Origin of the sequence: Arenibacter palladensis (genome assembly GCF_900129275.1) — a bacterium.
Classification (GTDB): domain Bacteria; phylum Bacteroidota; class Bacteroidia; order Flavobacteriales; family Flavobacteriaceae; genus Arenibacter; species Arenibacter palladensis.
In genome coordinates, this window is the sequence record NZ_FQUX01000007.1 from 71,086 (window position 1) to 97,054 (window position 25,969).

At 40.8% G+C, this 25,969-nt stretch carries 12 protein-coding genes; 5 read left to right on the plus strand and 7 right to left on the minus strand.

Annotated features, from left to right (window positions below; translation table 11 throughout):
• Nucleotides 1-34: 34 nt before the first annotated feature.
• From BUA60_RS17145 to BUA60_RS17165, 5 genes are all read left to right on the plus strand, one after another.
• A complete protein-coding gene (locus tag BUA60_RS17145; RefSeq protein ID WP_084532648.1) occupies nucleotides 35-847 on the plus strand; it encodes a sialate O-acetylesterase in 813 nt (270 codons plus the stop codon).
• A gap of 138 nt (nucleotides 848-985) precedes the next feature.
• Entirely contained in the window at nucleotides 986-4,174 is a 3,189-nt protein-coding gene (locus BUA60_RS17150; protein ID WP_084532649.1) for a SusC/RagA family TonB-linked outer membrane protein, read from the plus strand.
• A 10-nt stretch (nucleotides 4,175-4,184) separates the two neighbouring features.
• A complete protein-coding gene (locus BUA60_RS17155) occupies nucleotides 4,185-5,894 on the plus strand; it encodes a RagB/SusD family nutrient uptake outer membrane protein (RefSeq protein WP_072863829.1) in 1,710 nt (569 codons plus the stop codon).
• A gap of 149 nt (nucleotides 5,895-6,043) precedes the next feature.
• Nucleotides 6,044-7,573 carry a sulfatase family protein gene (locus BUA60_RS17160; protein ID WP_072864090.1) on the plus strand — a complete coding sequence of 510 codons (1,530 nt, stop codon included), beginning with the start codon at nucleotides 6,044-6,046 and terminating at the stop codon, nucleotides 7,571-7,573.
• A 306-nt stretch (nucleotides 7,574-7,879) separates the two neighbouring features.
• Nucleotides 7,880-9,355, plus strand: a complete 1,476-nt coding sequence (locus tag BUA60_RS17165) for a sulfatase family protein (RefSeq protein ID WP_084532650.1) — start codon at nucleotides 7,880-7,882, stop codon at nucleotides 9,353-9,355.
• Between the two features lie 741 nt (nucleotides 9,356-10,096).
• Here BUA60_RS17165 and BUA60_RS17170 read toward each other — a convergent pair.
• The 7 genes from BUA60_RS17170 to BUA60_RS17200 form a co-directional block, all read right to left on the minus strand.
• Nucleotides 10,097-11,863, minus strand: a complete 1,767-nt coding sequence (locus tag BUA60_RS17170) for an arylsulfatase (RefSeq protein WP_072863831.1) — start codon at nucleotides 11,861-11,863, stop codon at nucleotides 10,097-10,099.
• A 65-nt stretch (nucleotides 11,864-11,928) separates the two neighbouring features.
• A complete protein-coding gene (locus BUA60_RS17175) occupies nucleotides 11,929-14,331 on the minus strand; it encodes a hypothetical protein (RefSeq protein ID WP_143153221.1) in 2,403 nt (800 codons plus the stop codon).
• A gap of 83 nt (nucleotides 14,332-14,414) precedes the next feature.
• Nucleotides 14,415-16,964, minus strand: coding sequence for a family 78 glycoside hydrolase catalytic domain (locus tag BUA60_RS17180; protein ID WP_072863834.1), 2,550 nt, complete (start codon nucleotides 16,962-16,964; stop codon nucleotides 14,415-14,417).
• 80 nt (nucleotides 16,965-17,044) lie between these two features.
• Entirely contained in the window at nucleotides 17,045-19,657 is a 2,613-nt protein-coding gene (locus BUA60_RS17185; protein ID WP_072863836.1) for a sialate O-acetylesterase, read from the minus strand.
• Nucleotides 19,658-19,681: 24 nt separating this feature from the next.
• Nucleotides 19,682-22,249 (minus strand): SGNH/GDSL hydrolase family protein, encoded by a 2,568-nt coding sequence (locus tag BUA60_RS17190; RefSeq protein WP_072863838.1) that lies wholly within the window; start codon nucleotides 22,247-22,249, stop codon nucleotides 19,682-19,684.
• 32 nt (nucleotides 22,250-22,281) lie between these two features.
• Nucleotides 22,282-23,730: a sulfatase gene (locus BUA60_RS17195; RefSeq protein WP_072863839.1), complete on the minus strand. Its 1,449-nt coding sequence runs from the start codon at nucleotides 23,728-23,730 to the stop codon at nucleotides 22,282-22,284.
• A gap of 292 nt (nucleotides 23,731-24,022) precedes the next feature.
• Nucleotides 24,023-25,573: a sulfatase gene (locus BUA60_RS17200; RefSeq protein ID WP_072863841.1), complete on the minus strand. Its 1,551-nt coding sequence runs from the start codon at nucleotides 25,571-25,573 to the stop codon at nucleotides 24,023-24,025.
• Between the last annotated feature and the right edge of the window lie 396 nt (nucleotides 25,574-25,969).

The following is a 25,969-nucleotide window of genomic DNA, read 5'->3' on the forward strand; positions in this document are numbered from 1 at the left end:
AAGTGCCCTGATTCCCTAAGGAAATTATTTAAACATGAGTATAAAAGTTCCCCCTATACTAAAACTCTTATTTTTCCTCACTACAATGAATTGTGTGGGTCAAATAGATGCATCCAGACCGGTCAAGTTGTTTATTCTCGGAGGCCAGTCCAATATGGATGGTACCGGTAAATCCGAAGAACTGCCTGCAGATTATAGTGTGCACCCGGAAAATACTGTAACCTGGGATAACAAAAAGAAAACGTGGGTGCCGTTGGGCACGGACTCCTTCGCCGAAAGGAGAAAGTTTAAGTTCGGTCCTGAGATTGCTTTTTCCCATAAACTTGCCAAAAAATATCCCAACCATACCATAGCTGTTGTGAAGACTTCCGGAGGCGGGACCAAACTTTGGAAGCATTGGCTTCCTGGTAAGCCTATGTACGTTAGGTTTCTGCAAAATATGGAAAATGCCATTGAGGATTTAAAAGAGCAGGGAATTTCTTATGAAGTATCCGGCATGCTCTGGATGCAGGGGGAGTCTGATGCGGAATTCTTGGAATGGGCCAATGCCTATGAGGAGAACTTAAAGATCCTCTATAAGGATGTGAGGTTGCAAACGGGCAAAAAGGACCTGCCCATTGTTATGGGTCGCATTTCAATAGGGCTCTTAAGAAAAACACCTTGGAATTTTGATTTTACCGAGGTGGTCCAAGCTGCCCAGGATAGGGTGGCCAAAGCAGATAAAAACGTCCGTATCATCAATACCGATAAATTGGAAACACTAAAGGATAACACCCATTTTAATTCGGAATCCAACATATGGTTGGGCGAAAAGATGGGGAAATCAATGTTAAAACTCATGAAGTAATATATGGCCCAAACCTAAAAAAGTGGGCCCTTATTAGGCAATACTTTTTAAATCTATTTTAATAATTATTCTAAAATCGACTATAGAAAGTAAAGCTCGAAGGCAGTAGTACTAGTATTAATTTAAACAACCACTCAAATGAAAGTAAAACAGAAATTCAAAAGCAAAATTAGACTTTGCAATGCAGTGCTTTTATTCCTATTTAGTACGATGGGAATAATGGCTCAGACGGTAACTGGTACGGTAACCAGTAACGATGGACCCTTGCCTGGAGCAAGTGTTATTCAAAAAGGAACCTCAAATGGCGCAATCGCCGATTTTGACGGATTGTATGAACTTAGCTTAGTGGCCGGAGAGAAAACATTGGTGTTTTCGTACTTGGGTTATCAAACTTTGGAGGTGGCAGTAGGAAACAACACCGTAGTTGATGGCTTTTTGCAAGAAGATGCCCAAGCACTTGATGAAGCGGTAGTAGTAGGTTACGGAGTACAGAAAAAGGAAAATTTAACTGGATCCGTTTCAATTGTTGGAGAAGATACGTTCAACAATAGACCAGTGGCCAATGCCCAACAAGCTTTGCAAGGAGCTTCTCCGGGTTTGCAGATTTCTACTTCCAGTGCTACAGGTGAGCCGGGAGCTGAAATGAATATGAGCATTAGGGGGTTAACATCATTGGAAGGCGGTAACTCCCCTTTAGTTTTGGTGGATAACATCCCCATGGGAATAAATGACATTGACCCTAGTGATATTGCGTCCATTTCTGTCTTAAAGGATGTGGCCGCCTCCGCTATATATGGAGCAAGGGCAGCCTTTGGGGTTATTTTGATTACTACCAAAAGTGGAAAGAAAAGCGGTGGCGTCAATATTTCGTATTCTACGAATTATGCGGTCACTTCCCCTATGAATATGCCTCAAAATGCAGATGCATTATCTTTTGCCTATACCATGAACCAGGCTAGTGAAAATGCCGGAGGGAGTCCGTATTACAGTGATACTAGATTGGAATGGATAGCTCAGAATTTGGCCAATCCAGGTAGTGCCCCAGAAGTTGAAGAGACCGCAAATGGTTTGGCATGGGACCTTGGTGTAGATGGACTAAATGCTTCGGCAGCTACCGACTGGGAGTCTCTACTTATTAAAGAAACCAGTTCTCGAATTAAGCATAACCTGAGTTTTTCTGGAGGTACTGATAAAACATCCTATTATGTGTCCGGTGGCTATTATGATGAAGAAGGTCTTTTAAAAGTGGGGCAGGATTATTTTACGCGCTATAATATTGATGCCAAAATAAGCACCAAGGCTACCCCTTGGATGGATATTTCACTTTTAACAAAATATAAGTATGAAGAGCAGGAATATCCAGCGCATGCTACTTCTGGATCAGGTAGGTCATTTGTTACCTTGCTAATGACAAGGCTAAAACCTACCAAGCCGGCGTTTTATCCAGGGACAGATGTTTGGACCGGTAGAATTGGCGAGCAGGAATTACAAAAATCCCTTGAGACAAAAAGACAATTGATACTTTCTCCTAGGGTGACCCTTGAACCAATAAAGGATTGGGTAACCAATATTGAGTTTAACTACCGTACTAATGATAATAGTCAGCAATCTAGATTCCCAACAGTACCCAGCGCTGTACCTGATGGTAATGGAGGGTCAATAATAACTTCCTCTAACCAAGAAAGCACCCGCTACTATTCTAGTCTATGGACCAATACTTATTTGTCGCCAAACATTTACTCGGCCTATACCAAAAGTTTTGGGAATCATAATTTTCATGCAATGGCAGGGTATCAGCAGGAAAAGTACAGCTATTCCAATTTGTTCGCACAATCTGCTTATTTGTTGACCGATGCTATTCCTTCCATTAATACCTCAGTTGGAGAAAAGACCATAAGCGATGATAAAGGACATTGGTCTACTCAAGGCGTTTTTGGAAGGTTCAACTATAATTATGCCGAAAAATACTTATTTGAGATGAACGTGAGAAGAGATGGTTCATCAAGGTTCGATTCGGATAACAGGTGGGGTACCTTCCCTTCTGTTTCTGGTGGTTGGGTGCTTTCCAAAGAGAACTTCTACCCTCTAAAGGATCAAATAGAATTTTTGAAATTTAGAGGTTCTTATGGTTCTATTGGAAACCAGAATGTGGCCAATTATTTATACATTCCGTCCTTGCCAATTAGTCAATCTTCATGGTTATTTGGAGGAGAGCAATTGTGGACCGTAGGGATACCTAATCTTTCCAGTGTTAATTTAACATGGGAAAAAGTGAATACGGTCGATTTTGGGTTAGACCTTAGAACCCTGAATAATAGACTTGGTCTTACTTTCGATTGGTACCAATCAAAAATAGATAATCTAGTTGGGCCCGGAGAATCTGTTCCAGATGTTTTGGGTACTAGTGTGCCTAAAATTAACAGTGGTGAAGTAACTACAACAGGATGGGAAGTTGAACTTTCTTGGAGAAATACTTCCAACGGTTTTTCTTATGGACTTAGAGGTGTTTTATCCGATTATAAAAGTGAGATTACTAAATATAACAACCCTACGAAATTATTGAACAATTATTACGAAGGGATGCAACTCAATGAGATCTGGGGAATGGAAACAGCAGGTCTTTTTCAAACTGCTGATGATGTTGCCGGTTGGGAGAACGACCAATCCTTCATTTATTCCGGTGCCTGGTTTCCAGGAGATGTAAAATATATGGATTTGAACGGGGATAATGTTATTGATATAGGGGACAATACTAAGGATAACCCAGGAGACAGAAAGGTAATTGGTAATAGTACTCCGCGTTTTCAATTTGGTTTAAGTGCCGATGCTTCCTGGAAAGGATTTGATGCCTCTTTTGTTATACAGGGTGTAGGTAAAAGGGATTTGGATCTTAGAGGATTGGGAACCTTTAGAGGGCCAGCCAACGGACCACTACATGCCAATGTATATACAGAACATTTGGATTATTTTAGAGCCGAGGACACTACAAACCCGTTGGGACCAAATACCGATGGCTATTTTCCAAATGCATATAACCAATTTACAGGACAGAACAATAAGAACTACCTTTATCCAACTACGAGGTATCTGCAAAATGGAGCCTATATGCGCCTAAAGAATGTACAAGTTGGGTATACAATTCCAAAAGAGATAACCAGCAAGGCTAAAATGTCCAGTGTCAGAATATATGTTTCTGGAGAAAACCTGCTCACATTTACAGATTTAATGATCTATGACCCTGAAGCATTTGATGGTAGGGACGGTCGTATAGGTGACCAATATCCTATAAGTAAAATGGTTTCATTAGGACTAAACATTAACTTCTAAAATTAAAACAATGAAAAGGATAATATATATAATCACAATATTGTTTGCGGGAATGACATTTAATTCCTGTGACAGCGAGTTGTTGGAGAAAACACCGCTAGATCAGATTTCTGATGCAGATTTCTGGAAGACTGAAGGCGATTTACAATTGTACCTAAATCAGCTGTATAACACTTTGCCAGGTTGGCCTAGTGCCGGCGCATCGCCTTCCCTAGATGTTGGAACGGACATTATAGCCCAATCCAGCACTTGGTTTGGGGCATCAAATGCCGGTAGATTGGATGGAACTGTATCTGTACCTGCCTCTGGTGGTGGTTGGAGTTGGACGAATATTCGTAGAGCAAACTATTTTCTTGAAAATGCGTCCCGTGCAGAAACCGGAAATTTGATAGACCATTATGTTGGTGAGGGACATTTCTTTAGGGCTTGGTTTTATTTTGAACTGTTCAAGGATTTTGGTGACCTACCTATTATAACAGAGGTATTGGACTTGGAGGATGAGGCTATATTATATGGAGCGCGTAGTCCTAGAACTGAAGTGGCCAATTTTATCCTTGATGAACTTGATTTGGCAATAGCTAAGCTGGAATATGCATCTGAAGTAGGGCCATCTAGAATAAATAAGGATATCGCCGCACAGTTTAAAGCCAGAGTAGCCCTGTACGAAGGCACATGGGAGAAATATCATCAAGGGACCGCTTTTGCAGGCAGCACTGATGGATCTGGGTTTTTACAAATAGCTGCAGATGCCGCTAAGACCGTAATGGATGCAGGTAATTATTCAATCTCTACCGGGGATGTCGATATGGCCTACTATGATCTATTCGTTCAAACAGATTATAGTGGTAACCCAGAAGTTATGTTGTACAAACATTATGATTACTTAACCTATAATATCCAGAATTCCTTATGGAACCAACCTAATTTGTCGGGTATGACTAGGGAAATGACCAAGTATTACCTTGCATCTGATGGTGACCCAATTTCTGCAAGTGATGCATTTACAGGTGATGCCACCTTGGATGAAATTGAGGTAAATCGTGACCCGAGATTGGCTCAATCAGTAATGGCGCCTGGTGATTTGGATATTGTAGCATTAAATGGCGATGAGTCTTTCTTTACTATACCTGATATGACCCGTAACCCTACAGGTTATTCCATAGAAAAATGGAGATCCAAGGAAATAGTGGAGAACAATCAGAGAACACGCGATATTGGCTATATTTTGTTCAGATATGCGGAGGCGCTTCTAATTTATGCCGAGGCCAAGGCAGAATTGGGAACTATAACCCAAACCGATCTTGACTTATCCATCAATTTGTTGAGGGATAGAGTGGGTATGCCACATTTAATATTGAATGCTATTACAGATGACCCAGAGTGGCCTGATTATGGATACACTTTACCAGATTACGTACAAGAGGTGAGAAGGGAACGTGTAGTGGAGTTATTTGGTGAAGGGAACCGATTGGATGATTTAATGCGTTGGAGGGCACATAATTTATTTGTGGGCACTAGGCCTTTAGGGACCACTTATACCGCCGAGATTGAAGCGGCATATCCTAATTTAACTGTTGATGCGGATGGGTTTTTGGATCCTTATGTGAATTTCTTGAGCGGTGGTGCTTATGGTTTTGACCCTAACAGGGATTACCTACTGCCTTTACCTATTGATGAGTTAACCTTAAATGAGAATTTGACCCAGAATCCAAACTGGTAATAATACAGTATAGTGTTTATTTAAAAAGAGCTGGCTACATCACTGTGCCAGCTTTTTTTTAATATTGTTTATCCAAACTGTGCAAATGACATAGTTGATAAAAGAGCTTTTAAAATTGGGCGTATATGAATTGTTTAAAACATGAAAATATGACAAAGATTGGATTACTGTTAATTGCCTTAGGTTTTTTTGTTGGGCCTATGGGATGCATGGCACAAGAAAGACCAAATATCATCATTATTTATGCCGATGACATGGGGTATGGAGACCTGCATGTCCAAAATCCGGATTCAAAGATTCCAACCCCAAATCTGGATCAATTGGCCTCTGAGGGTATGCGATTTACCGATGCCCACAGCTCTTCTGGGATTTGTTCCCCTAGTAGGTACGCACTACTTACGGGTACCTATCATTGGAGGAGGCAATTCGGAATTGTAGGTGCATTTGGCGAGCCTTTTTTTGATGATAGCGATGTTACCTTGCCCCAAGTACTAAAAAATAATGGATATAAAACCGCGTGTATTGGTAAATGGCATTTGGGATGGAACTGGAAATTTAAAAATGAACCCACTGGGGAAGTAATGCAATGGGGTAGAATGCGAAAATTTTATCAACCAGAGGACGTGGACTGGAGTCAGCCTATTAGTGGTGGACCTTTGGATAGGGGGTTTGATTATTATTTTGGTGATGGGACCATTAATTTCCCTCCCTATGCATGGATGGAAAATGACCGGTTTGTACAATTACCGGAAAGTGTAATGGATGTACACAATGTTGGCTTTGATATAGAGGAAGGGGAATGGGAATTTAGACCTGGTCCCAAAGTGGAAGGATGGAACCCTTATGAGGTTTTGCCCACGCTTACCAAAAAAACAGTGGAATGGATAGGGAAGCAGGATAGCAAAGAGCCATTCTTTTTATATTTCGCCCTTCCGTCCCCTCATGCCCCCATAATTCCCAATGATGAGTTTAAAGGCAAGTCTACCGCGGGACCCTATGGAGATTTTGTTTATCAAACGGATTGGGTGGCCGGTGAAGTGCTCAAAGCATTAAAAGAAAAAGGCATGGAAGAGAATACAATAGTTATTTTCAGTGCCGATAACGGTCCGGAACATTACGCCTTTGAAAGGGCCCAAAAATTTGGACATTTCAGTATGGGAGAATTTAGGGGTCTAAAACGTGATGTCTGGGAAGGAGGGCACCATGTTCCCTTTATTGTAAAATGGCCAAATCATATTAAGGCAGGATCAGTTTCCAAGGAAGTGATATCCCAGATAGATATCATGGCAACATTGGCATCCATTACCAATACTAGCTTACCCAAAAATGCGGCACCGGACAGCTATAATTTAACACCACTTTTAAAGGGCAAGACCTATAGCTCCCCATTGCGAGAAGCTACCGTACAGAACACCAACGAAAAAATATGGGCACTGCGACAAGGAAAATGGCTTTATATAGATGGGCCTTCGGGAGAGCACTCCAAAATGCCTGAAAGTTTTAAGGAACTTAGAGGTTACAAGGATTTTGAAACGGCCGGATTACTATTTGACATGGAAATTGATGCCGAACAGAAAAATAACCTCTATAACGAAAATCCGGAAATTATCAAGGAAATGCAAAAGGTCTTGGAAAGGTATCGTCAGCAAGGCTATTCTGTTAAACGTCCATCTAAATAAATTACGATAAGAAGCACTGTATAAATGTATGATCAATTTACATACGCTTATAATTACACTAAAAATGTGAATTAACTGTTTAAGGACACCTAATTGTAACTCTACTGGCGCCTTAGGGAAGTAGGCTTGGTGCCGATTGTTAAAAATTAGGGTTGGGAAGAGGGATAGGAAGCATTGGATGTGATTTTGTCTTACGTTTTACGAGTGTATTGAACCGGAATAATTAAGGGATTGTCCCAAGCCTAAAGGTTTTCATATTCCTATAATATGAAATTTAGAAAATAGTTAGTTATAGAAATATCAGTTATGAAAGGAACAAGGAGCATAGTAATGTTTTTAATAATCTGCATTGGTGTCTTATCATCTTGCAAAAACAAGAACCCTAAAGAAACGGTTGCCACCAAGGCCAAGAAACCCAATATAGTCTTTGTGTTAGCCGATCAATGGAGGGCTCAGGCCACAGGCTATAACGGTGACCCCAACCTTATAGGCAAGACGCCAAATTTGGACCAATTGGCGGCACAGGGCGTAAACTTTAAAAATGCCATTTCGGTCACACCGGTATGTACCCCTTTTAGAGCTGCATTCCTGACTGGGCAGTATCCTACCACTACAGGTATGATCTTTAATGACCTTCATCTACCGGAGGAGTCGGTAACGCTAGCGGAACTATTTAAAGATTCAGGATATAAGACAGGTTATATAGGGAAATGGCATCTGGATGGCATGGGAAGATTTGACTATACCCCGCCTGAAAGAAGACAAGGTTTTGATTATTGGAAGGCTCTGGAATGTTCCCATGACTACAATAACCTTATTTATTATGAAGGGAACGATAGTGAAAAGAAAAAATGGGAAGGTTATGGTCCGTATGCCGAGACCCAGGATGCCATTTCCTATATCCAGAATAATGCGGGGAATGATGAACCTTTTCTGATGGTTCTCGCATGGGGTGCTCCGCACTTTCCACATGCAACTGCTCCTAAAGAGTTTCAAGAGCAGTTCAATAAAGAGGATATAATCCTCAGAGGGAATGTTGCAGACGATATGAGGGAGGTTGCCAAAAAGGAAGCTGTAGGCTATTATGCCCATATCCTTGCCTTGGATAAGTGTATTGGGGATTTGGAAAAAGCAATAGACGCTGCTGGTATAACTGAAAATACCATTATTGTTTTCACTTCCGATCATGGCGAAATGTTGGGTTCGCATAGTATTAGGCCTAAACAAAAGCAGGTGCCTTGGGCGGAATCGGTACGGATTCCTTTCCTTTTGAAGTATCCAGCACTTTTTGGAAATAAGAAGATTGAAGTGGAAGCCCCTATTAACGCTCCGGATATTTTGCCAACACTTTTGACGCTAGCCGACTTGCCAGTGCCAGAATTTGTTGATGGGGAGAGTATGGTCGATGCAATCACAAACCCCGAACTTAAAAAAGACAAGGCAACACTAGTAATGAATGTTTCCCCCTTTGCGGGCAAGTCGGACGAATACAGGGGTGTGTATACTAGTCGTTATTCCTATGTGAAAACCCTTGATGGTCCGTTGTTCCTGTTCGACAATAAAAAGGATACGCTTCAAATGGACAATCTGGTCAATAAACCTGAATATAAGCAACTGCAAGAGGAAATGGAAGAGGCACTTCAAAATGAATTAAATAAAATAGACGACGAATTTAAGCCAAGGCAGTATTATATTGATAAGTGGAATTATAAATTGAATTCTGCAGGCTATATAGATTATGGCAAAGATTCGAAACCCCAAGGTCCAAAATTGAATAAATAGAAGGGCTTTATTGGACATTAAATATGGATCTATTGAGTATCTAGAAACTAGAGTCTTGGCTCATTGTGACAAATAAATTCCCCTCTTGAGAGGGGTTAGGGGTGTGTTTCTGCCCATGCCCATTGCTCTTGTCCTGATCCTAAGCTTGGGCTTTCAATCCCTTCCGTCTTCGCTTGTGGCGAAGCCACCTTGTCCTCCCGCGGAAAACGCGGGACAGGCTTAACCAAGGGAAGGAGCCCTTGGAGGCATTATTGCGAGCCTACCCAGCCGTCAGGCGGGTGTGGTGCGGCAATCTGCTTCTTACAGTGTCCAATCAATAATTAGCCATAAATAGTTTAAAGTTCAAAGTTTAAAGTTCAAGGTTGCCGATCCAGCCATTTCGAACTAAAGAGAGAAACCGTATGTTCACGAATACCCTTAAAATAATTATGCTATGAGCTAAATCACACAGGAAGCTCCAGCCTAGTATGTGTGAATTCCCTCCCGATAGTTAACGGGAGTCTCAAAATGGGATTCTCTCGAAGAGACAGCCATAGTCGGCAGACCCAGTCGAGAGGTTTTAGATTATTGAATTCAAGTGAAAGCTCTCGGGTTCACCATTTAATCAGCATTATTAAATTTATAGATGTTTAGCTTGATTAAAGTTATTGAATAACCAGAGGTAATTATATGCTCTATTCAAAAATAGCAATGCTTTCCTATGTAAAGGGAAACCCTGCCTGGAGCTTGGAATGGCATTACCTAATCTATTTTGGTCATCACCACATAAAAAGGTTTGATATATTCGGCATTTTTACCGGTTGTGATGGGGGTCAATTTTGTTGCTCCCTTCTGTAGTTGAATATTTTTAATGTCTATTATTCCGTCGGAAAGCTCATTATAGTCTCTTTTTAATTCCAAATCACCCACATATAAATTTAAATGGACTTCCGATACACTTTTCCTGCCCAAATTAATTCTAATATCGTAATTTCCGGCCTCTGCTGCCACTATTTCCCAGCCAGCTATATCTTGGTCCGTAGCTTCATTTCTCTCAAATACGGCATCGTTTAAGTTAAGTACTGAGGGGTTTTCATGAACTGTTCCAACAATAGCTGGTTGTGCATTTACAAAATTGGGGGAACTGGTCATTTCATCAAACCAAATATCCATTTCATTTTTTAATTTTTGGGCCTCCAAAGTGTTGGTGCCAACTATATTATTTTGCTCATAAGGATCATCCAGAATGTTGAATAGTTCAAAGGCCTCTATTCCTGCTGTTTCTTCGCTATTACCAACTAGCTTATATTGCTCTTTTCTTATAGAGATATTATTATACTTTTCCGGACCGCCCCTTACCCAACTGCGTAAAATGGTACGATTGTCCAATGTAGAATTTTCATTGGATAACAACGGGACGAGGCTTTTTCCGTCAATAATTCTATCGGATGGCAATTGACCATTGCATAGATCTGCAAGGGTAGGCAGTACATCATAATGGGCAGCAGGGGTTTTAATATCCCTGTCACCTTTAAACTTGGAAGGAAGCCTCCAGAAACTTGGAACCCTAACCCCACCTTCGTAAACAAACGACTTTCTACCCCGCATGCCTGCAGCATAACGATCATGTTGATGACCATTATCCGTCATAAATATGACCAAGGTATTGTCTTCCAACTTTAAATCTTCCAATTGCTGAAATAGCTTTTTTAGGTTGTCGTCTATATTGCTTACCATGGCATACACCTTTCTGGCATTTTCTTTCATCCGTTCGTCCATTTCCGGAAACGGTCTTCCGTCATTTTCAAAACCGGAGGAAGGATCAATGTCCTTATATCTGTCATAGTACTCCTGGGGTACCTGTAAAGGGGCGTGTGGCGCGTTGTAGGACAGGTATAAGAAAAATGGTTGTTCTTTGTTAGCCTCTACAAAGTCCATGGCTGCCTCTGTAAAAACATCGGTACAATAACCTTTACTTTGGAACATTTCCCCGTTTTTCCAAAGAATGGGGTCAAAATAGCTACGCTGTCCTTTTTTGGTATTGGGCCAGTCGCCTGGCTGGCCTATTCCTCCTGATAAATGTCGCAGGGTGTAATCAAAGCCTTGGTCCTGTGGTCTGGAAGGATAGTTGTCCCCCAAGTGCCATTTGCCTACCATGCCAGTGGTATAACCAGCCTCCTTTAGCATTTCTGCTACGGTTATTTCTTCTGTGGCCATTATGGCTCCTCCTCTATAGGTGTCCCTGACCCCTGTCCTTAAAGAGTATCTACCGGTCATCAATGAGGCACGTGTAGGCGCACAAACCGGGGATACTATAAATTGGTCAAAGCGTACACTTTCTTTTGCAAAACTATCCAGGGTAGGGGTTTGTACGTGTGGATTACCATAATATCCCAAATCGCCAAAACCTTGGTCGTCCGTTACCACAATGATAACATTAGGTCTTTTTGTCTTATTGGAATCTTGTGAGCATCCTATTAAAATTAAATTAGCTAGTAGGACAAAAAGAATTTTTTTCAACTTTTTCATTTGTGTGTGATTGATAGTATTGCTATGAAAAGGTAAAAGATGTCTTTTTTGATCATTTTACGGGGCTACTTTTTATTTAAGGTTATTTTTACCTTTTCCCAAGGATTTGGATAGGCTGTTATCCATAATTCTGGATCAAAATTCAGGTTTTCATTATCGTATCCCATTACAAAAACCTCTATTTCCTTTCCTATCATACTTTCGTCCAATGGGATGTAATAGGTGTAGTTCTTGTCTCGGCGGGAGGTCATAAATTCCCAATTATTGGCAGGGTAGGATGAAGCCCTATCCGGGGAGCCAATATATTTATCACCCATTTTGGCTGCTGCGTAGGCACCTTCTATACCATGTTGACCATTTAAAGCGACGGAGAGATAACTGCCCTCGGTTATTTCATCCAATACTATTTTGGACTTCCATACTTTTTGCGCTTTTTTCGTACTAGGATAGGCAAATAGGTTGGAGGCCTTCCATAAACTTCTATCCAATTTTTGTCCTTTGGCCCAACCTTCTATCTCTACGATTTGCTGGGGGAAAGTTTTAAATCTGAGATAACGTACTTTTTTTCCTATGTTCACTTCGGATTGTTTGGCAGCCAAATATGTTAGTTCTTCCCAGTGTACTAAGTCGGTAGAGATTTCCACAAAATTACCTTCCCCAACAAGTAAGGGCTGTAAGGCAAATTCATTGGGAACAGTGATTACGAGTTTGTCCAAATAGGTGATTTCTCCTAAATCCAATCTTAAAGTACCTCCTTCGATACGTGTATCCAATCGATATTTTTTTTGTGGCCAAAATCCGGTTTCCAAATTGCCATCAAATAAATTTTTGTCCCAAACTCCTCTATTCACAAAAGCCTCTTGATTAAAAAATGCATCGCGGGCAGCTTTCACCTCGGGAATGTTGGTTTCTCCCGATCGCAGCAGGGAGCGTACTTCCAAAGCATTGTTGTCGGCGGCAAATACAGTAGCTTCGTATAGGGTTTCCACATCTTCCGGAATAGCTATTTCTGAGAACGGATTTAGTTTACGATGAAAGTTTTGTTTTAATTCCTTTCCGGGAAATTTCAGTTTTAATTTTTTTCCTTTCAGTAATTGCTGCACACTTTTACCATTGATTTCCGCTGAGGCATATTGTTCCCCATTTAGGAGCTGTATGTTGGCTGTAGTTCCCGGCATTCCTAAAACTTCCATTTCAGTTGGGGCACCGGAAACATTTTTTATGGTTTGAAAGTTTGCCCCAGCTATAAGGGGAGCTTCGTATTCTTCTGTGGTGGCCAAAAACAGTCCAGATCTGAAGGGGAGGACATCTACAAGAATTGATTCGCCTTTGGAAAAAGTACCTATCAATTTTTCGGTAGGATGTAATTGAATCAGGGTTATATTCCCATCAGTATTAAGACCTATCTCTTCATTTAATTTTATGGAATATGTGGCCTTTTCCCAATTTAAATTTCTAAGACTTAATATTTGGGTTTTACCATCCCCCCTTGAAACGGCATTGGGACCATAAGATTCACTTAGTACTTTTCCATCGACCAATATATCCCTGTATTTTTTATGAAGGTTGTAGATATGGGCCAATTTAGAAAATTCATCGTCATTCAATAGCCAAGGATTTCCGTAAATTTCTGGAGAGAGAATTAAACTCCTGTTGAAGGATTGTAATATTAAATCATCTTCCCAATAATCCAAACAGGAGGAGATACAAACACCATGGTCTTCCGTTAGGCGCTGTAAGTCGGGAACAAGCCCTCTGGACATTGCCTGTGCTCTATGGTGTGGCGCTGTCATAGTATTTGCCATATGCACGTCTATATAGGTCTCATTGCCTCCCCATAAAAAAGTAGTGGCATAGGGTTTGGCTTTATCAAGACCCAGACGGTGGTTTAATAAAATTAAATCAGGACTATGCTCACGGGCTTCTTCCATCATAGTAATGAAGGCATCTTCTTTTTCCGGGCGCAAAGGCCCGCAAACTGCATCAAATTTGAACAGGGCAAAATCATAATCCCTACATAGTTTTACCATTTGATCTATTCGAGCCTTTTCTTCCTGCGGTGTATCCCCAAATCCGTCAGGTCCTCCCCAAACCCCTAATCGTATGTCCAAGTTTTTAGCTTGTGCGTAAATAGGGTCAAATCCATCAGGAAATTGCTTTTTAAATCGATCCGAATAAATACTACCATAAAAGTTCTTGCCATCTATGGCCCCTGCATCCAAGGCATAAATGTCCAATTGCATCCCATATTCCTTTTTAAGCCAACCAAAAAATTCAAGATTGATCTTGGTATGTTCCGCCGTGGCACCTTCGTTGGTATTGTTGATCCAACTAAAATATTGTGCCTTTGATGGGGTTCGCTCATCGGCACCCGCAGAGATATTGTTTTGGGCCATTAAGGTAAAAAATGGGAGAAACAATAAGCTGTATACAATGTACTTTTTAATGGAAGTATTATGTAATTTCATGGTAATCATTGGTGTCTTAACTAATGTTAAAATACACTTCTTGGTTTTAAGAATTGTATTAAGGTAATAGCGTATTATGGTTATTATTTTGTTGATACAACTATGGAATAAACCCCTTCATTAAGTTCGAACTTTCCTGTTTCCAGATTTTGTATGCTGTTGTTTTTAAGTGGTTCTCCATTTTTAGTGATACTTATTTCTTTGGATGCAACCTCCCTTAAATTAACCATCCCGATGCTGTTTTTGGGAATAGTCATCTCATAACGGTAGGTGCCCAGGGATTCTTTCATCCAATTGGATACAATGGTTCCGTAGGGCGACTCATATTTTGTATTCACAAACTCTAGGCCGGCAGGGGTAGAGGGGGATAGCACAAATTTTTTGAATCCTGGATTTTCAGGATCCGGTTGTATGCCCCCTAGCCAGCGGTAAAACCATTCGGAAACAGATCCGAACATAGGGTGGCTGTTGGAAAAAACACCATCACTTTCCTTCCAGGTCTCCCAAATGGTGGTAGCTCCATTGTCTACCATAAAGCCCCAACCAGGATATATCTTACTATTCACCACCTTGTACACCTCCTCTGGCGATATGTTTTTGGAAATGGCCTCTAGGGCGTATTTGGTTCCGAAAATTCCAGTATTAAGATGACCATTGGGACCGCTGTACAAAGCTTTTTGTAGGGAGTCCTTGGCTGCTACAAGTTCATTTTTAGGTACAATGTTGTGATATAGCAAGGTGGAAAACAGGGTCTGGCGATTTATCTTCCCGTTTACCGGCTTATCCCAGAATTCATTTTTGATAAGCGTTCTTAAGTGATCTGCAAGTTGGCCATATTTGGATTTGTTTTCTTTATCGTCCATCACTTCGGCAAAGGTTTCCATTATTTCCGCACATTGTAGATAATGCGCAGTACCCGTTAGTTGTACTGGCACGGGTTCTAAGGATTCATGGTCGCTTAGGCCTTTGTTTACCATTCCTTCTGGATGTATTTTGGATACTTTTTCCATCCATTTAATATTCGTATTATAAAGTTCCTTTACAAAATCGGTGTCATTATAATAGAGATATAGATAATATTGTGTGGTAAGATATGCAGACTCCCAGCTAATACCGCAATATTGTACTCCCGCAAATGGGGCAGTATCCACAAAAGAGGAATCTTTCATGGCGTCTAACCAGTCGTATACGGTTTTACGGTAGATTCCTTTCATATCATAATTGTTGATATAGGATTCGCTAGTGGCATTTAAATCTCCCCCATAGCCGAATTTTTCCCTGGCAGCGCAATCGGATTGGACACTAACCAGGTTCGCCAAAAAGGTTCTTTCGGTAATCTCTTGAATTTTATTTAATAGTTCGGAAGAACTTGTAAAATCTCCAGCGTTTTCAACGTTGGTATGTATTGCGAGGCCTTGAATATCTGAAATTTCAGGAGCTTTGTTAAGACCTTTGATTTCCATATATCTATATACATGATAGGTAAATTCAGGTTCGAACCAGGCAGGGCTATCTTTTCCAATTACATATGTGTCCGTTTGCCACGCTATTTCCGGTGCTCCAGGTCCGCCAACGCCTTTTCTTTTTATTTGACCGATTACCGTGGTCATTGGGTTTAGGGTGCCATTCTCATAAATACGCTCCCCAAACCTGAACTTAATGGTGTCTCCTATTTTGCCTGATAGTTTAATTTTATAAGTCCCTGTAAAATTTACTCCCATGTCCACTATATGAACTCCATTTTCTGGAGAAGTAACGGCTACAGGGGTTATGGTCTTGGTAACTTGTACAGGTGGAAAAAATGCCTTTTGTAAGTCACCGCCAGGGCTATTGCCTATAATTGCGGAACTCCAGGAAGTATCTGTAAAACCAGGGAGTTGCCAGCCTTTTATTTCCTGTCTTGCATCATAGACCGTACCCAAATAAACGCTGTTCCTAATTATTGGCCCGTAAGAATATTTCCATGAACTGTCTGTGATAATACTTTGGCTGTCGCCATTTTGGTATTGCAATACAAGATTGGCGATAAACGTTGGCTTGCCTACACTAAGATCTTTCCTTAAATTTCTTCTGCCCCATTTCCTCAAAGGAAGTGGGTTGTAAAATCCGTTTCCTAAACTAACCCCTAGACTGTTGTTGCCTTTCTTGATCTGGGAGGTGATATCGTATTCCGCGTAGTAGGTTCTTTTGCTGTAGTCCGTCCAAGCTGGATCCAGTACGTTTTTACCTATGGGGGCACCATTGATGCTGCCTTTGTAGTAGCCAGCTGAGGTAATATAAAGAGTTGCCTTTTTAATTTTGCCTTGGGCTTTAAATTCCTTTCTAAAAATAGGAGCAGGGTGGTCAAGGTAGAAAAGGGAATCCTTTTTCGGCAGACTACGATTATCCGTAATCCAAAGGGCATTGTCAAAATCCTTCGTGTTTAGTGATAAAAACTCATTTTCCTTAAGTTGGGGGCTGTTTTCGATTTCCTTATAATCCGTTGCAGCCAGCTCTCCACTATGTTCACTGTTTTGGTCGGAGGAATTGTAAAGGCCGAATAAGGCAATATGACAGCCTACCAAGATGGTTATCATTAGGATCAGGTTGTATCTAAGATCCTTGATTTTTGATTTTAGGTTGTTTTTGGTCATAATATATTCAATAATAATTTTAGCTTATAAATTTCTATCTGGAAGGTTTACCATCTAGGTGTACATGTGTTTCTAGTTGTTTATTCGGATATCACCTTGGCATCTCCCCAATTGCCAAATACCTTTTTTCCGGAAAAGTCCAGAAGAATAAAGTCGAGGCCACTTACGTCTATATCAATGTTAACTTTGCCTTTTTTAATATTGCCACTATCAAAAATGACACGGCCTCCAAATTTTTCCTCCACCATAATTTGAAACCTGCCAGAGGCACCTTTTGGCGAGTTTTTGTCTAAGGAGACTACTGCCTGAAAACGTTGTGCTTTTCCGTTAAGCCTGTACATTACTTCCGAATTGCTTTTTACTCCTAGTCCCTTTTCGTATTTCTTGCCACCAACTTTTAAGGGCTTTCCATGAAAATTTTTGTCCTCTACAGGAGCATTTCCTTTTTTTAGCATATAATAAATATCACTCAGGTAAGTAGTCCCTTCTTGGGTTACGGTGTATTTTTCTTCCGCTACGGGTGTTGGGCCGGCAACAGGGGTACTTCCAATAGTTCCTATTTTAAGCAAAAGATGTTCGTGTTTTCCAAGATTCTTTGCGGTAAATGAACCATTAAATTTACCGAGGTCCTTTCCGAGCCAAAGGTCCCTTACATTTTGTGGGCCAGATACCCCAATTTGATCCCACAGCACAGTGATATCCGATCTTTTTTCACCTTTATTGAGCATTAATACGGCAGTAGTTCCATCGGATAATGGCTTGTTGTATATTTCAAGGCTATCCTTGTCATACACTTTAAACCCTTGGTGAGCCCTTGAATCTTGATTCACGGCGATTACTTCAGATGCCAAAAGGATGTTTTTAACCTCATCCGACATGGAGCGTAGATCGTTTCCTGCCATAATGGGAGCGGCCAAAATACTCCATAGACTAAAATGGGCCTTGTCTTCAATAGTGCTTTTTAAATTGCCCACCTGAAGCATGTCCGGGTCGTTCCAACTATCTGGACCTGCAAATTGCCATAAACCTTTAAATGCTGGGTGAATCGCCCCGTTGCCACCAGAGGTTTCCGCACAGCGGTAAACAGATTGTATTCTGGGATAGATATCCATGGAGGTGCGCCAAAGTTGCCCATAATTTTTACCTCCCCAGGCCCAGGCTCCACTACCAAAATCTGAAATACTTAAAACCATAGGTCTTCCTGTTTTAAGGATGGCCTTATGATAAACATCCAAATCTTCCGTTGATAATCTTCCATTTTTTCTAGCGAAACATGCATCCAATTTAATGTAATCTACGCCCCATTCTGCAAAGGAATCCATGTCCGTTTGTTCATGTTCAAAACTTCCTGGTAGGTTCTGACAGGTTAGATCTCCCCTACATTCATAAATACCGTACTTAAGACCTTTGCTGTGTATATAGTCTCCAATAGCCTTCATGCCTCCGGGAAACTTTATGGAATCGGCAACCAATTGTCCCTTTTCGTTTCTTTCCGAAGCCATCCAGGCATCGTCCAAAACCAAATATTTATAACCAGCATCACGCATTCCGGAACTTACCATGATGTCTGCAATTTCCTTTATTTTGTTTTCATCGATCTCCTTTTCAAAGGCATTCCAGCTGTTCCAGCCCATAGGAGGGGTAGGGGTTAAATATTTACTATCATAGCTGGGGACATTTCTTATTTCCTGATGAATATTGGTGGCAGCTTGTTTTTTCTTTAGATCTATCATGGCCTGGCCCAAAGCCTCTCCTATAAGAAGGTAGGATTTTGCATTTCTATTCCAGTGATAAAATTGTTTTGATGGGGAATCTTCGGTCTCAATATAAAAATCCCTTGTATCAACAACCGATACATTATCCTTAAATTCCGGATAGTTCGTCATTGCCATTTGTGCATTCATTAGGGATATTGCCCTTGGGTCCTTGTCTGCCCATCCCTTCATGCCTGTGGTGGCAATTACAAAGGGTAAAGTAGGGGTTCCCAAATCTTTCCTTATGTCCTTTATGAAGTGTACTAAATTCTCTTCATAGTATTTGTTTGCCGTTTTGGTAACCCGATCGTTCCAGCCTTGATGCCAACCAAAGCCTGCAAGTTCATAACCTTCTCCCTGATAATCGGGAACATATTGCTGCAAATTGTCCAATACTTTGTGGACGGTAGATAGCATTTGCACATAATAGTATCCGGTGTCCTTGGGTTGGGAGGGGATACGGCTATATCCCGATTCACCGACTGCAGAGGGTGGACGAAAATCCACGGCCAGACTCTTGCCGCCCCAAGACGTTTTTATAAGGAGTACTTTGTTTTCATAATGGTTTCCTGTAACATGGCCAAAGCCGAGTTCAGGCCCAATAGTGGTATCAAAACCACCATAACCTGCACTTAATTTTCCTGTTTTAATAGTATCGAATTTATCCCATGTAAAGATAAACACGTCATCCCTTTCTGACCATTCCCCATGTTCGTCCACCAAGTGTTGGTATATATCTTCCTTGTCATTGTTGATCAACCACCTCAGGTTGCCTTTAACACCTTTTTCCATCTCTCCGTGACCTTGCATATTGGATTGTCCGGCCAGTATAAAGACCTTAATTGGCTGATGGGCGTTAGATTTTAGGCCTAGGCATAGTGCCAGTATTAGTAGTAGCGGAAGTTTATTGATATAGTTGTTTTTTGATTGATTGATCATTAGGTAATCTTAATATTAAGGGGTTTATTTGTTGATGTAGAAATACCGTATCCTACAAGTGTTGCCAATTCGTTTTGGGTCTTCTTTTTCCGCTATTTTAATCTGTAAAGTGTGTTTTTTGTTTTCCAGCCCACTGGCAAGGGTAAAGAACCAAGGCAGGTGTAGGCTTCTGCTCCAATTGGTCAATAGGTCCAATTTTTGCCATTCTCCTTTGTCTATTCGGTATTCGATTAGTCCAGCATCGGGGCCGGCTGCTACAGCTATTCCTACGGTGTTGCCAACAAATGTAAGGCTTGCTTTTCCCTTATTGGTCCTCTCGCCGATCAGCATGGGTACATTGGTGTAGTTGTTTCTAGTGCCTTTGCCATCTTGGGGTTCCCAGTTAGGCACCAATTTCCAATCTCCGCTTATTTTGGCGTTAGTTATATCAACTAGCGTCCCATTATCATAGTTTAGTTCGTCCAAGGGCTCGGGCAAATTGTAACTTTTTATTTTATCGTCTTCGGCAGCAGGTCCTACCCAAGAATTCTCTAGCAATGCTATCATGGAACGTGCATAAACACCTTGCCCAAAAGGGGATGGGTGTAAGTTTTTAAAATCGTCCTCCCAGGTAAATTCCCCGGCGTCGATGCGTTCCGTTACTTCTTTGGCCAGATTGATAGTGGGAATGCCGTAATGCTGGGCCACTTTTTCATGATTTATAATAACTTTTGGGGTTTGTCCCTGACGGTATAATTTCATTTTACCGGGGTCCACAAAATGCATGAAGACTATATCCGTTGCCGGATTTTGGTATCTAGCATGGCGCACGATACCTTCCATGGCCCTTATTTGTTCTTCATCCGTTCTGCCATTGGTTGCGTCGTTTACGGCGGCTTCTTCAAATAATAGGTCTACTGGCCCATTGCTGAAAAGATCGCGCTCCATACGGAAAGCTCCTGGGGTTGAACCTGTAGAGGGGATACCTGCGGCAATGAACTCGAACTGGGTTTCCGGAAATCTATCTTTTAAATAATTCGTGATACTATCGCGCCATCCACCGTTATAGGTAATGGATCCACCCAAAAAGGCTACCCTACCTTTTTTTTCATGTTCAAATTTAATCTGGCTGTTTTGGAGTCCATTTCTCAGGTTATGGTAGGCCGATGGGTCAAGAGGTGTAGCTTCCGGTTTGCTGTAGTACTTAATGAAATCGGCACCCAATCTCGGCGTCTCAATAGGAAAATGGTGCCCATGAAGGGTTTGTTTTCCCTCGGTACAAGTTACCACTGTGGCGATTCCCCCAAGCTCCAAATATTTGTTTATTAAAGGAAAGGTGTTTTCCTTGGGAGGAACTACAGAATCCGTAAGACTAATCATGTGTAATATTGGAACTTTGGCCTTGGCTAGATCCTCAAGCTTGTCTATGGGGTTGTTGTCGTACTTTTTGGCTTCGGCATCCGATTGAAACCCATATTCTTCCTTTAAGGTTTTCCAGTCCTTTTCCGAGCCTATCCCACTACCAAATCCGCCGGGCCAACTTTTAAAGTCGCATACCGGGGCTTCCGTATAGATGCAACTAACCAATTCAGGATGCATTTTTGCCCAGTTATAGACAAATAAACCTCCTCTACTAACACCTTCTAAAGCTACTTTTTTACTAAAATCATGGGACCTGATAAGGTACTTGTAGAATCTATCCCAAGATTTCATGGCTTTAGGGCTTCCAAATTGGTTGTTGGTGTTCAAATAGGCAAGGTGAAAACCTTCTGAAATTAAAATGCTGTCCATTTCGGTATGCCAACCAGGGAAACGTGCCCTCCATACCCAGGGCTTGCCCGGTATGGCTTTTGTTGGTTCTATAACAAATGCCTTTTTTCCGTCAAATTCGAAGTCGTATTTCGTGAATCCTTTCCATTCGGATTTTTTGCCAGGAAAACGCTGATCTACCAAAACAGCTTTTTTACCACTAAGGTTCTCGTAGATAATTTTTGCAATTTCTCCCGCCCCTTCACCATTGGGATGTATGGCGTCTGGAAACAGTTTACCTTTTCCGAGCATAGGGGTATAGAGGTCAATTAATTTTAGACCCTGCTCTTTGGCAATTTCCCTTATTTTAGGGTTTACCTCATTGGTCACGATTTCGGCACTTATCTTTCTGCCTTTTTCGTAAACGGGAACGGCCAAACATGGATAAATGGTTGGTTTGGATGCTATATTTTGAAAGGATTCAAGGAGCCGAAGATAATCGGCTTTAAACTCATCTTTGTAGACCCAGTTAAAATCCTTGCTGTCATTGGTGCCCAATTTTATGATAACGATGTCAGGATTATAGGCCAGGGCGTCTTTATAGGCTTGGGTTACAATATAGGGGGAGTTGCCTTTGGATAATAGGGTTTTACCACTAATCCCAAAGTTTTTTACTTCATATCCTTCCCCAAGCATACGTGCCAATTGTTCGGGATAGGCGTCCTTGATTCGGTCCTTTATTCCGTAACCAAAGGTGATACTGTTTCCAATACAGGCTACTTTGATCTTTGTGCCTTCTTGCGCATTGGCATTGACAAATGGAAGTAAGAAGAGGAATAGAAGTATAATTTTGAATTGCTTCATTTGAGCTTGAATTTTTCTAAAATTTTAGTGATTTAATTCGTCGGTGCTTTTTTTGAAAATTCCATAGGAAATTTGGCATCTACCTCGTCCCACCAGATATATAATTTCTTGTATAGATGATCCCTTAATTCCGGTAATTCGGAAGCTAAATCGTTCCTTTCCCCTATATCATTTTTAATATTATAAAGTTCCATCCTGTAATCATTGAGGAATACGATCAATTTGTAATCCCCATCCCTTATGGCACTACTGGGACTACCTTTTTGGTTGGATTGGTGGGGATAGTGGAAATAGGTGGCTTCATGAATATTCTGAGTATCTCCTTTTAGTAAGGGGACTAAACTTTTTCCATCCATATGCAAATCCGGTCTTAATGGTTGCCGGGTCATTTCTAAAATGGTAGGGTAAAAGTCGCTACTGGTTATAATGGCATCGGAAACGGTTCCCGGTGCTATAATTCCGGGCCATTTAATTATGGCCGGTTCCCTGATACCCCCTTCATACAACCAACCTTTTCCTGCCCTTAGAGGAGTGTTGGCCGTGGGAATGCCTTCTGAAGTGGAAAGGCCACCGTTGTCCGCAAAGAAAACTACTACAGTATTATCCGCTATGCCTTGATCCTTTATTTTGTCGAGTATTTTTCCTACTGCCATATCCATGGATTCTACCATGGCCGCATAAGTGGGATGATCTTGGGCCTTTCTATAGGTAAATGTTAGGTCTCCTTGGGTTTCTTCCGCAAATCTGTCTGCATCGGTCAGGCCCAATTTTTCTTTCTTTTTATTATATTTCTCAACCCTATCTGCAGGCGCATCAAAAGGAGCGTGTACTGAATACAGAGAAAAGTATAGCAAAAATGGGTCGTCTCCGTTTTGGTCTATGAAATTCACTGCTTCTTTCGCCAAGCGGTCCGTCATATATTCCCCTTTAGGACCATTTTCCAAATTGGGAATGTCCCATGGAGAAAAATATTTGTTCTTAATATATAGGCCGCCCCTAAAATGCCCAGCAACATTAACATCAAATCCTTGTTTATTAGGCCAAAACGTTTCTTCGCCTTCTACATTGTTAAGGTGCCATTTTCCCATAAAGGCGGTTTTATAGCCAGCCTCTTGGAGCAATTCTGGAAACAACACCTCCTCTAAAGGAAGGTTTCTTTTATATTCGGGATTTCCCGGACCTCCTATCCATTGGGTCAAGTCTATTCTTGCTGGATTTTTTCCCGTTAGAATTGAAGCCCTGGTGGGGGAGCAGATGGGCGATGCGGCGTAGGCCTGTGTAAAACGTATTCCTTCTTTGGCCAGTTGGTCTATATTGGGTGTTTCGTAAAAAGAACTGCCATTGGCAGAAATATCCATCCATCCCAGATCATCGACTAGGATAAACACAATATTGGGTTTTTTGTCTTGGGCTTGAATATTCAAGGAGATAAAAATTGCAAACAACAATAATAATCTTCTTATTGATTGGCGTGATATCATGGTTAATGGTGTTGATTTTTTTATAAGTAAGAGGGCTACTTTAATAAATTAGACGAATTTGGAAAGGTCTTACCCTATGTTATTGTTAGGGAAAGTTAAATTTAATGTGAATAAGGCTTTTTTCATTTTAAAGTCATATTATTTTTTTGTCAGTTCAGAGTTTCATACTTAAGAACCTAATTTATGGTTTTAGTAAATTGCCCTAAACTTTCGATAAAGGCAAACAATCTTGTTTATATTTTCCAAGTTCTAATTTGAGCAGCTTCATAATTAAGAGAGGTATAAGAGGCTTTTATTTGAATTGATTTTGTAATTGTTCAGTTAGAATAGCAACTTGCTCCTGAAGATCACCCTCGTCCGCTATATTGACGTTTTCCTGTGGGTCGCTAAAATGGTCGAATAGTTCATGGTCCAAAAATTCACCCTTCTTTTTTGAGGTTTTGTCCCAACTATACCATCTTATGTACCTATACTGATCTGTCCTTATGGAATAGCCCATGCGTTCTTGGTCCCTGGTTTCCTTAGGACCAAATCTTCCGAGTAGAAACTGACTAAAAGCAGCTGTTTTCCACTCTGTTTCTGGTTTGTCCAATAATGGGGTTAGGCTCTTACCTTGTAAATGGGCGGGAATGGGCAGTCCGGCCAATTCGCATAATGTGGGATAAATATCAACCAGTTCTGTAAGTGCCTTGCTTTTTTCGCCCTTGGCTTTAATTTTGGCACCGCCTATAATCATAGGTACATGGGCATCAATATCATAGTTGGACATTTTTCCCCAACCATTGTGTTCCCCCAGTTTCCATCCGTGGTCGCCCCAAAGTACTACAATGGTATTCTTTAAAAGGTCCAATCTCTTTAATTCATCCATAATTCTACCAATTTGCGCATCGGTATAAGATACACTGGCATAGTACCCATGTTTCACTTCCCGTTGCCTATCTATATCCCATGATTGTTCCGAAGGTTTGGGTAGATTGTGGTTATCGTCATAATATCTTAATTCCTGATCTCCATGTACGGTATAATATGGACTTCCCTTGGGTGGGTATTGGTTGTCGGCCAATGGTATGGAATCCCTTTGGTACAGGTCCCAATATTTCTTAGGGGCATTAAACGGCAGATGCGGTTTGTAATAGCCTACCGACATGAAAAACGGTTTTTTTTCTATGGCCAATTCCTGTAACCTATGAATGGCATAGGTAGTTTGTGCTCCGTCATAATAAGCGTCGTCATCTACATCGGCACTCTCAACGGAATTTGCTTTAAGGTACCAATGGCCCAATGGATCCAATCTATTTTTTCCTGCGGCGATCAACTTTTGTTTTTTCGCTTCTTGTATGTCCAAATTTAATTTGGAGGCGTATACCGCATCCGGATCAAAAGGGAACCCCTTTAAATGAGGTCTTTCTGTCCAGCTTATAGAATCTGGTATGTCATTATGGAAGGTCTTTCCCAAGCCGATGGTAGTATAGCCATTTTGTTTAAAATATTGTGGAAGAGTAACCACGTCTGGGAGTATATCCCTAAATTTAGTAGCCAGATCCCAAACTTGTATGGAGTCTGGGCGTAAGCCTGTTAACAAACTGGCTCTGGAAGGATTGCAGACCGCTTGTTGGCAATAGGTCCTAGTGAATACCACTCCTTCTTCCGCCAATCTATCAATATTAGGGGTTTTGATATAAGGGTTGCCATAACATCCCAGTTCCGGCCTTAAGTCGTCTACGGGTATAAAAAGAATATTGGGCGCAGCGTTCCCTGTCGTTACTATTTTTTCTTCACATGCATAAAAGATAGAGCAGAGCGCGGCTAGTCCTATAAGTGTTAAGTGAGTAATATGTTTCATTTCTATGTTGGGTAATTATGAATATTTCTTTTTGAAGAAGCTATAATTGTCCAATTGGCTTAAACGATTCACTTCTTTTTTTGACGATATATAAAATTGGTCTAATGGGCTTTTTAAATACTGTACCATCTTTTTGCCATACTTTATAAAATATGTTTTAAAAGTAGGCTAATATGGTGATTTGACAAATAAAATATGAAATTTTATATAAAATTTTAGAGTTGACCTATAATTAATTTAATTGACAATTAGTTTTAAAATACTGTTAATCAGATATTTATAAATATTGTTTAATTTAGCTTACATTTTAATTTTAGTGTGTTGTATATATTTTTCTATCTTTATAAAATTATTCCATCAAGATGAACTTTTGTATATTTTGATAATATTAATTTA

Excerpts from the sequence above, each read along its gene's own strand:
- BUA60_RS17145 (WP_084532648.1), top strand. The coding sequence starts at position 35 with ATGAGTATAAAAGTTCCCCCTATACTAAAACTCTTATTTTTCCTCACT.
- BUA60_RS17150 (WP_084532649.1), top strand. The coding sequence starts at position 986 with ATGAAAGTAAAACAGAAATTCAAAAGCAAAATTAGACTTTGCAATGCA.
- BUA60_RS17155 (WP_072863829.1), top strand. The coding sequence starts at position 4,185 with ATGAAAAGGATAATATATATAATCACAATATTGTTTGCGGGAATGACA.
- BUA60_RS17160 (WP_072864090.1), top strand. The coding sequence starts at position 6,044 with ATGACAAAGATTGGATTACTGTTAATTGCCTTAGGTTTTTTTGTTGGG.
- BUA60_RS17165 (WP_084532650.1), top strand. The coding sequence starts at position 7,880 with ATGAAAGGAACAAGGAGCATAGTAATGTTTTTAATAATCTGCATTGGT.
- BUA60_RS17170 (WP_072863831.1), bottom strand. The coding sequence starts at position 11,863 with ATGAAAAAGTTGAAAAAAATTCTTTTTGTCCTACTAGCTAATTTAATT.
- BUA60_RS17175 (WP_143153221.1), bottom strand. The coding sequence starts at position 14,331 with ATGAAATTACATAATACTTCCATTAAAAAGTACATTGTATACAGCTTA.
- BUA60_RS17180 (WP_072863834.1), bottom strand. The coding sequence starts at position 16,964 with ATGACCAAAAACAACCTAAAATCAAAAATCAAGGATCTTAGATACAAC.
- BUA60_RS17185 (WP_072863836.1), bottom strand. The coding sequence starts at position 19,657 with ATGATCAATCAATCAAAAAACAACTATATCAATAAACTTCCGCTACTA.
- BUA60_RS17190 (WP_072863838.1), bottom strand. The coding sequence starts at position 22,249 with ATGAAGCAATTCAAAATTATACTTCTATTCCTCTTCTTACTTCCATTT.
- BUA60_RS17195 (WP_072863839.1), bottom strand. The coding sequence starts at position 23,730 with ATGATATCACGCCAATCAATAAGAAGATTATTATTGTTGTTTGCAATT.
- BUA60_RS17200 (WP_072863841.1), bottom strand. The coding sequence starts at position 25,573 with ATGAAACATATTACTCACTTAACACTTATAGGACTAGCCGCGCTCTGC.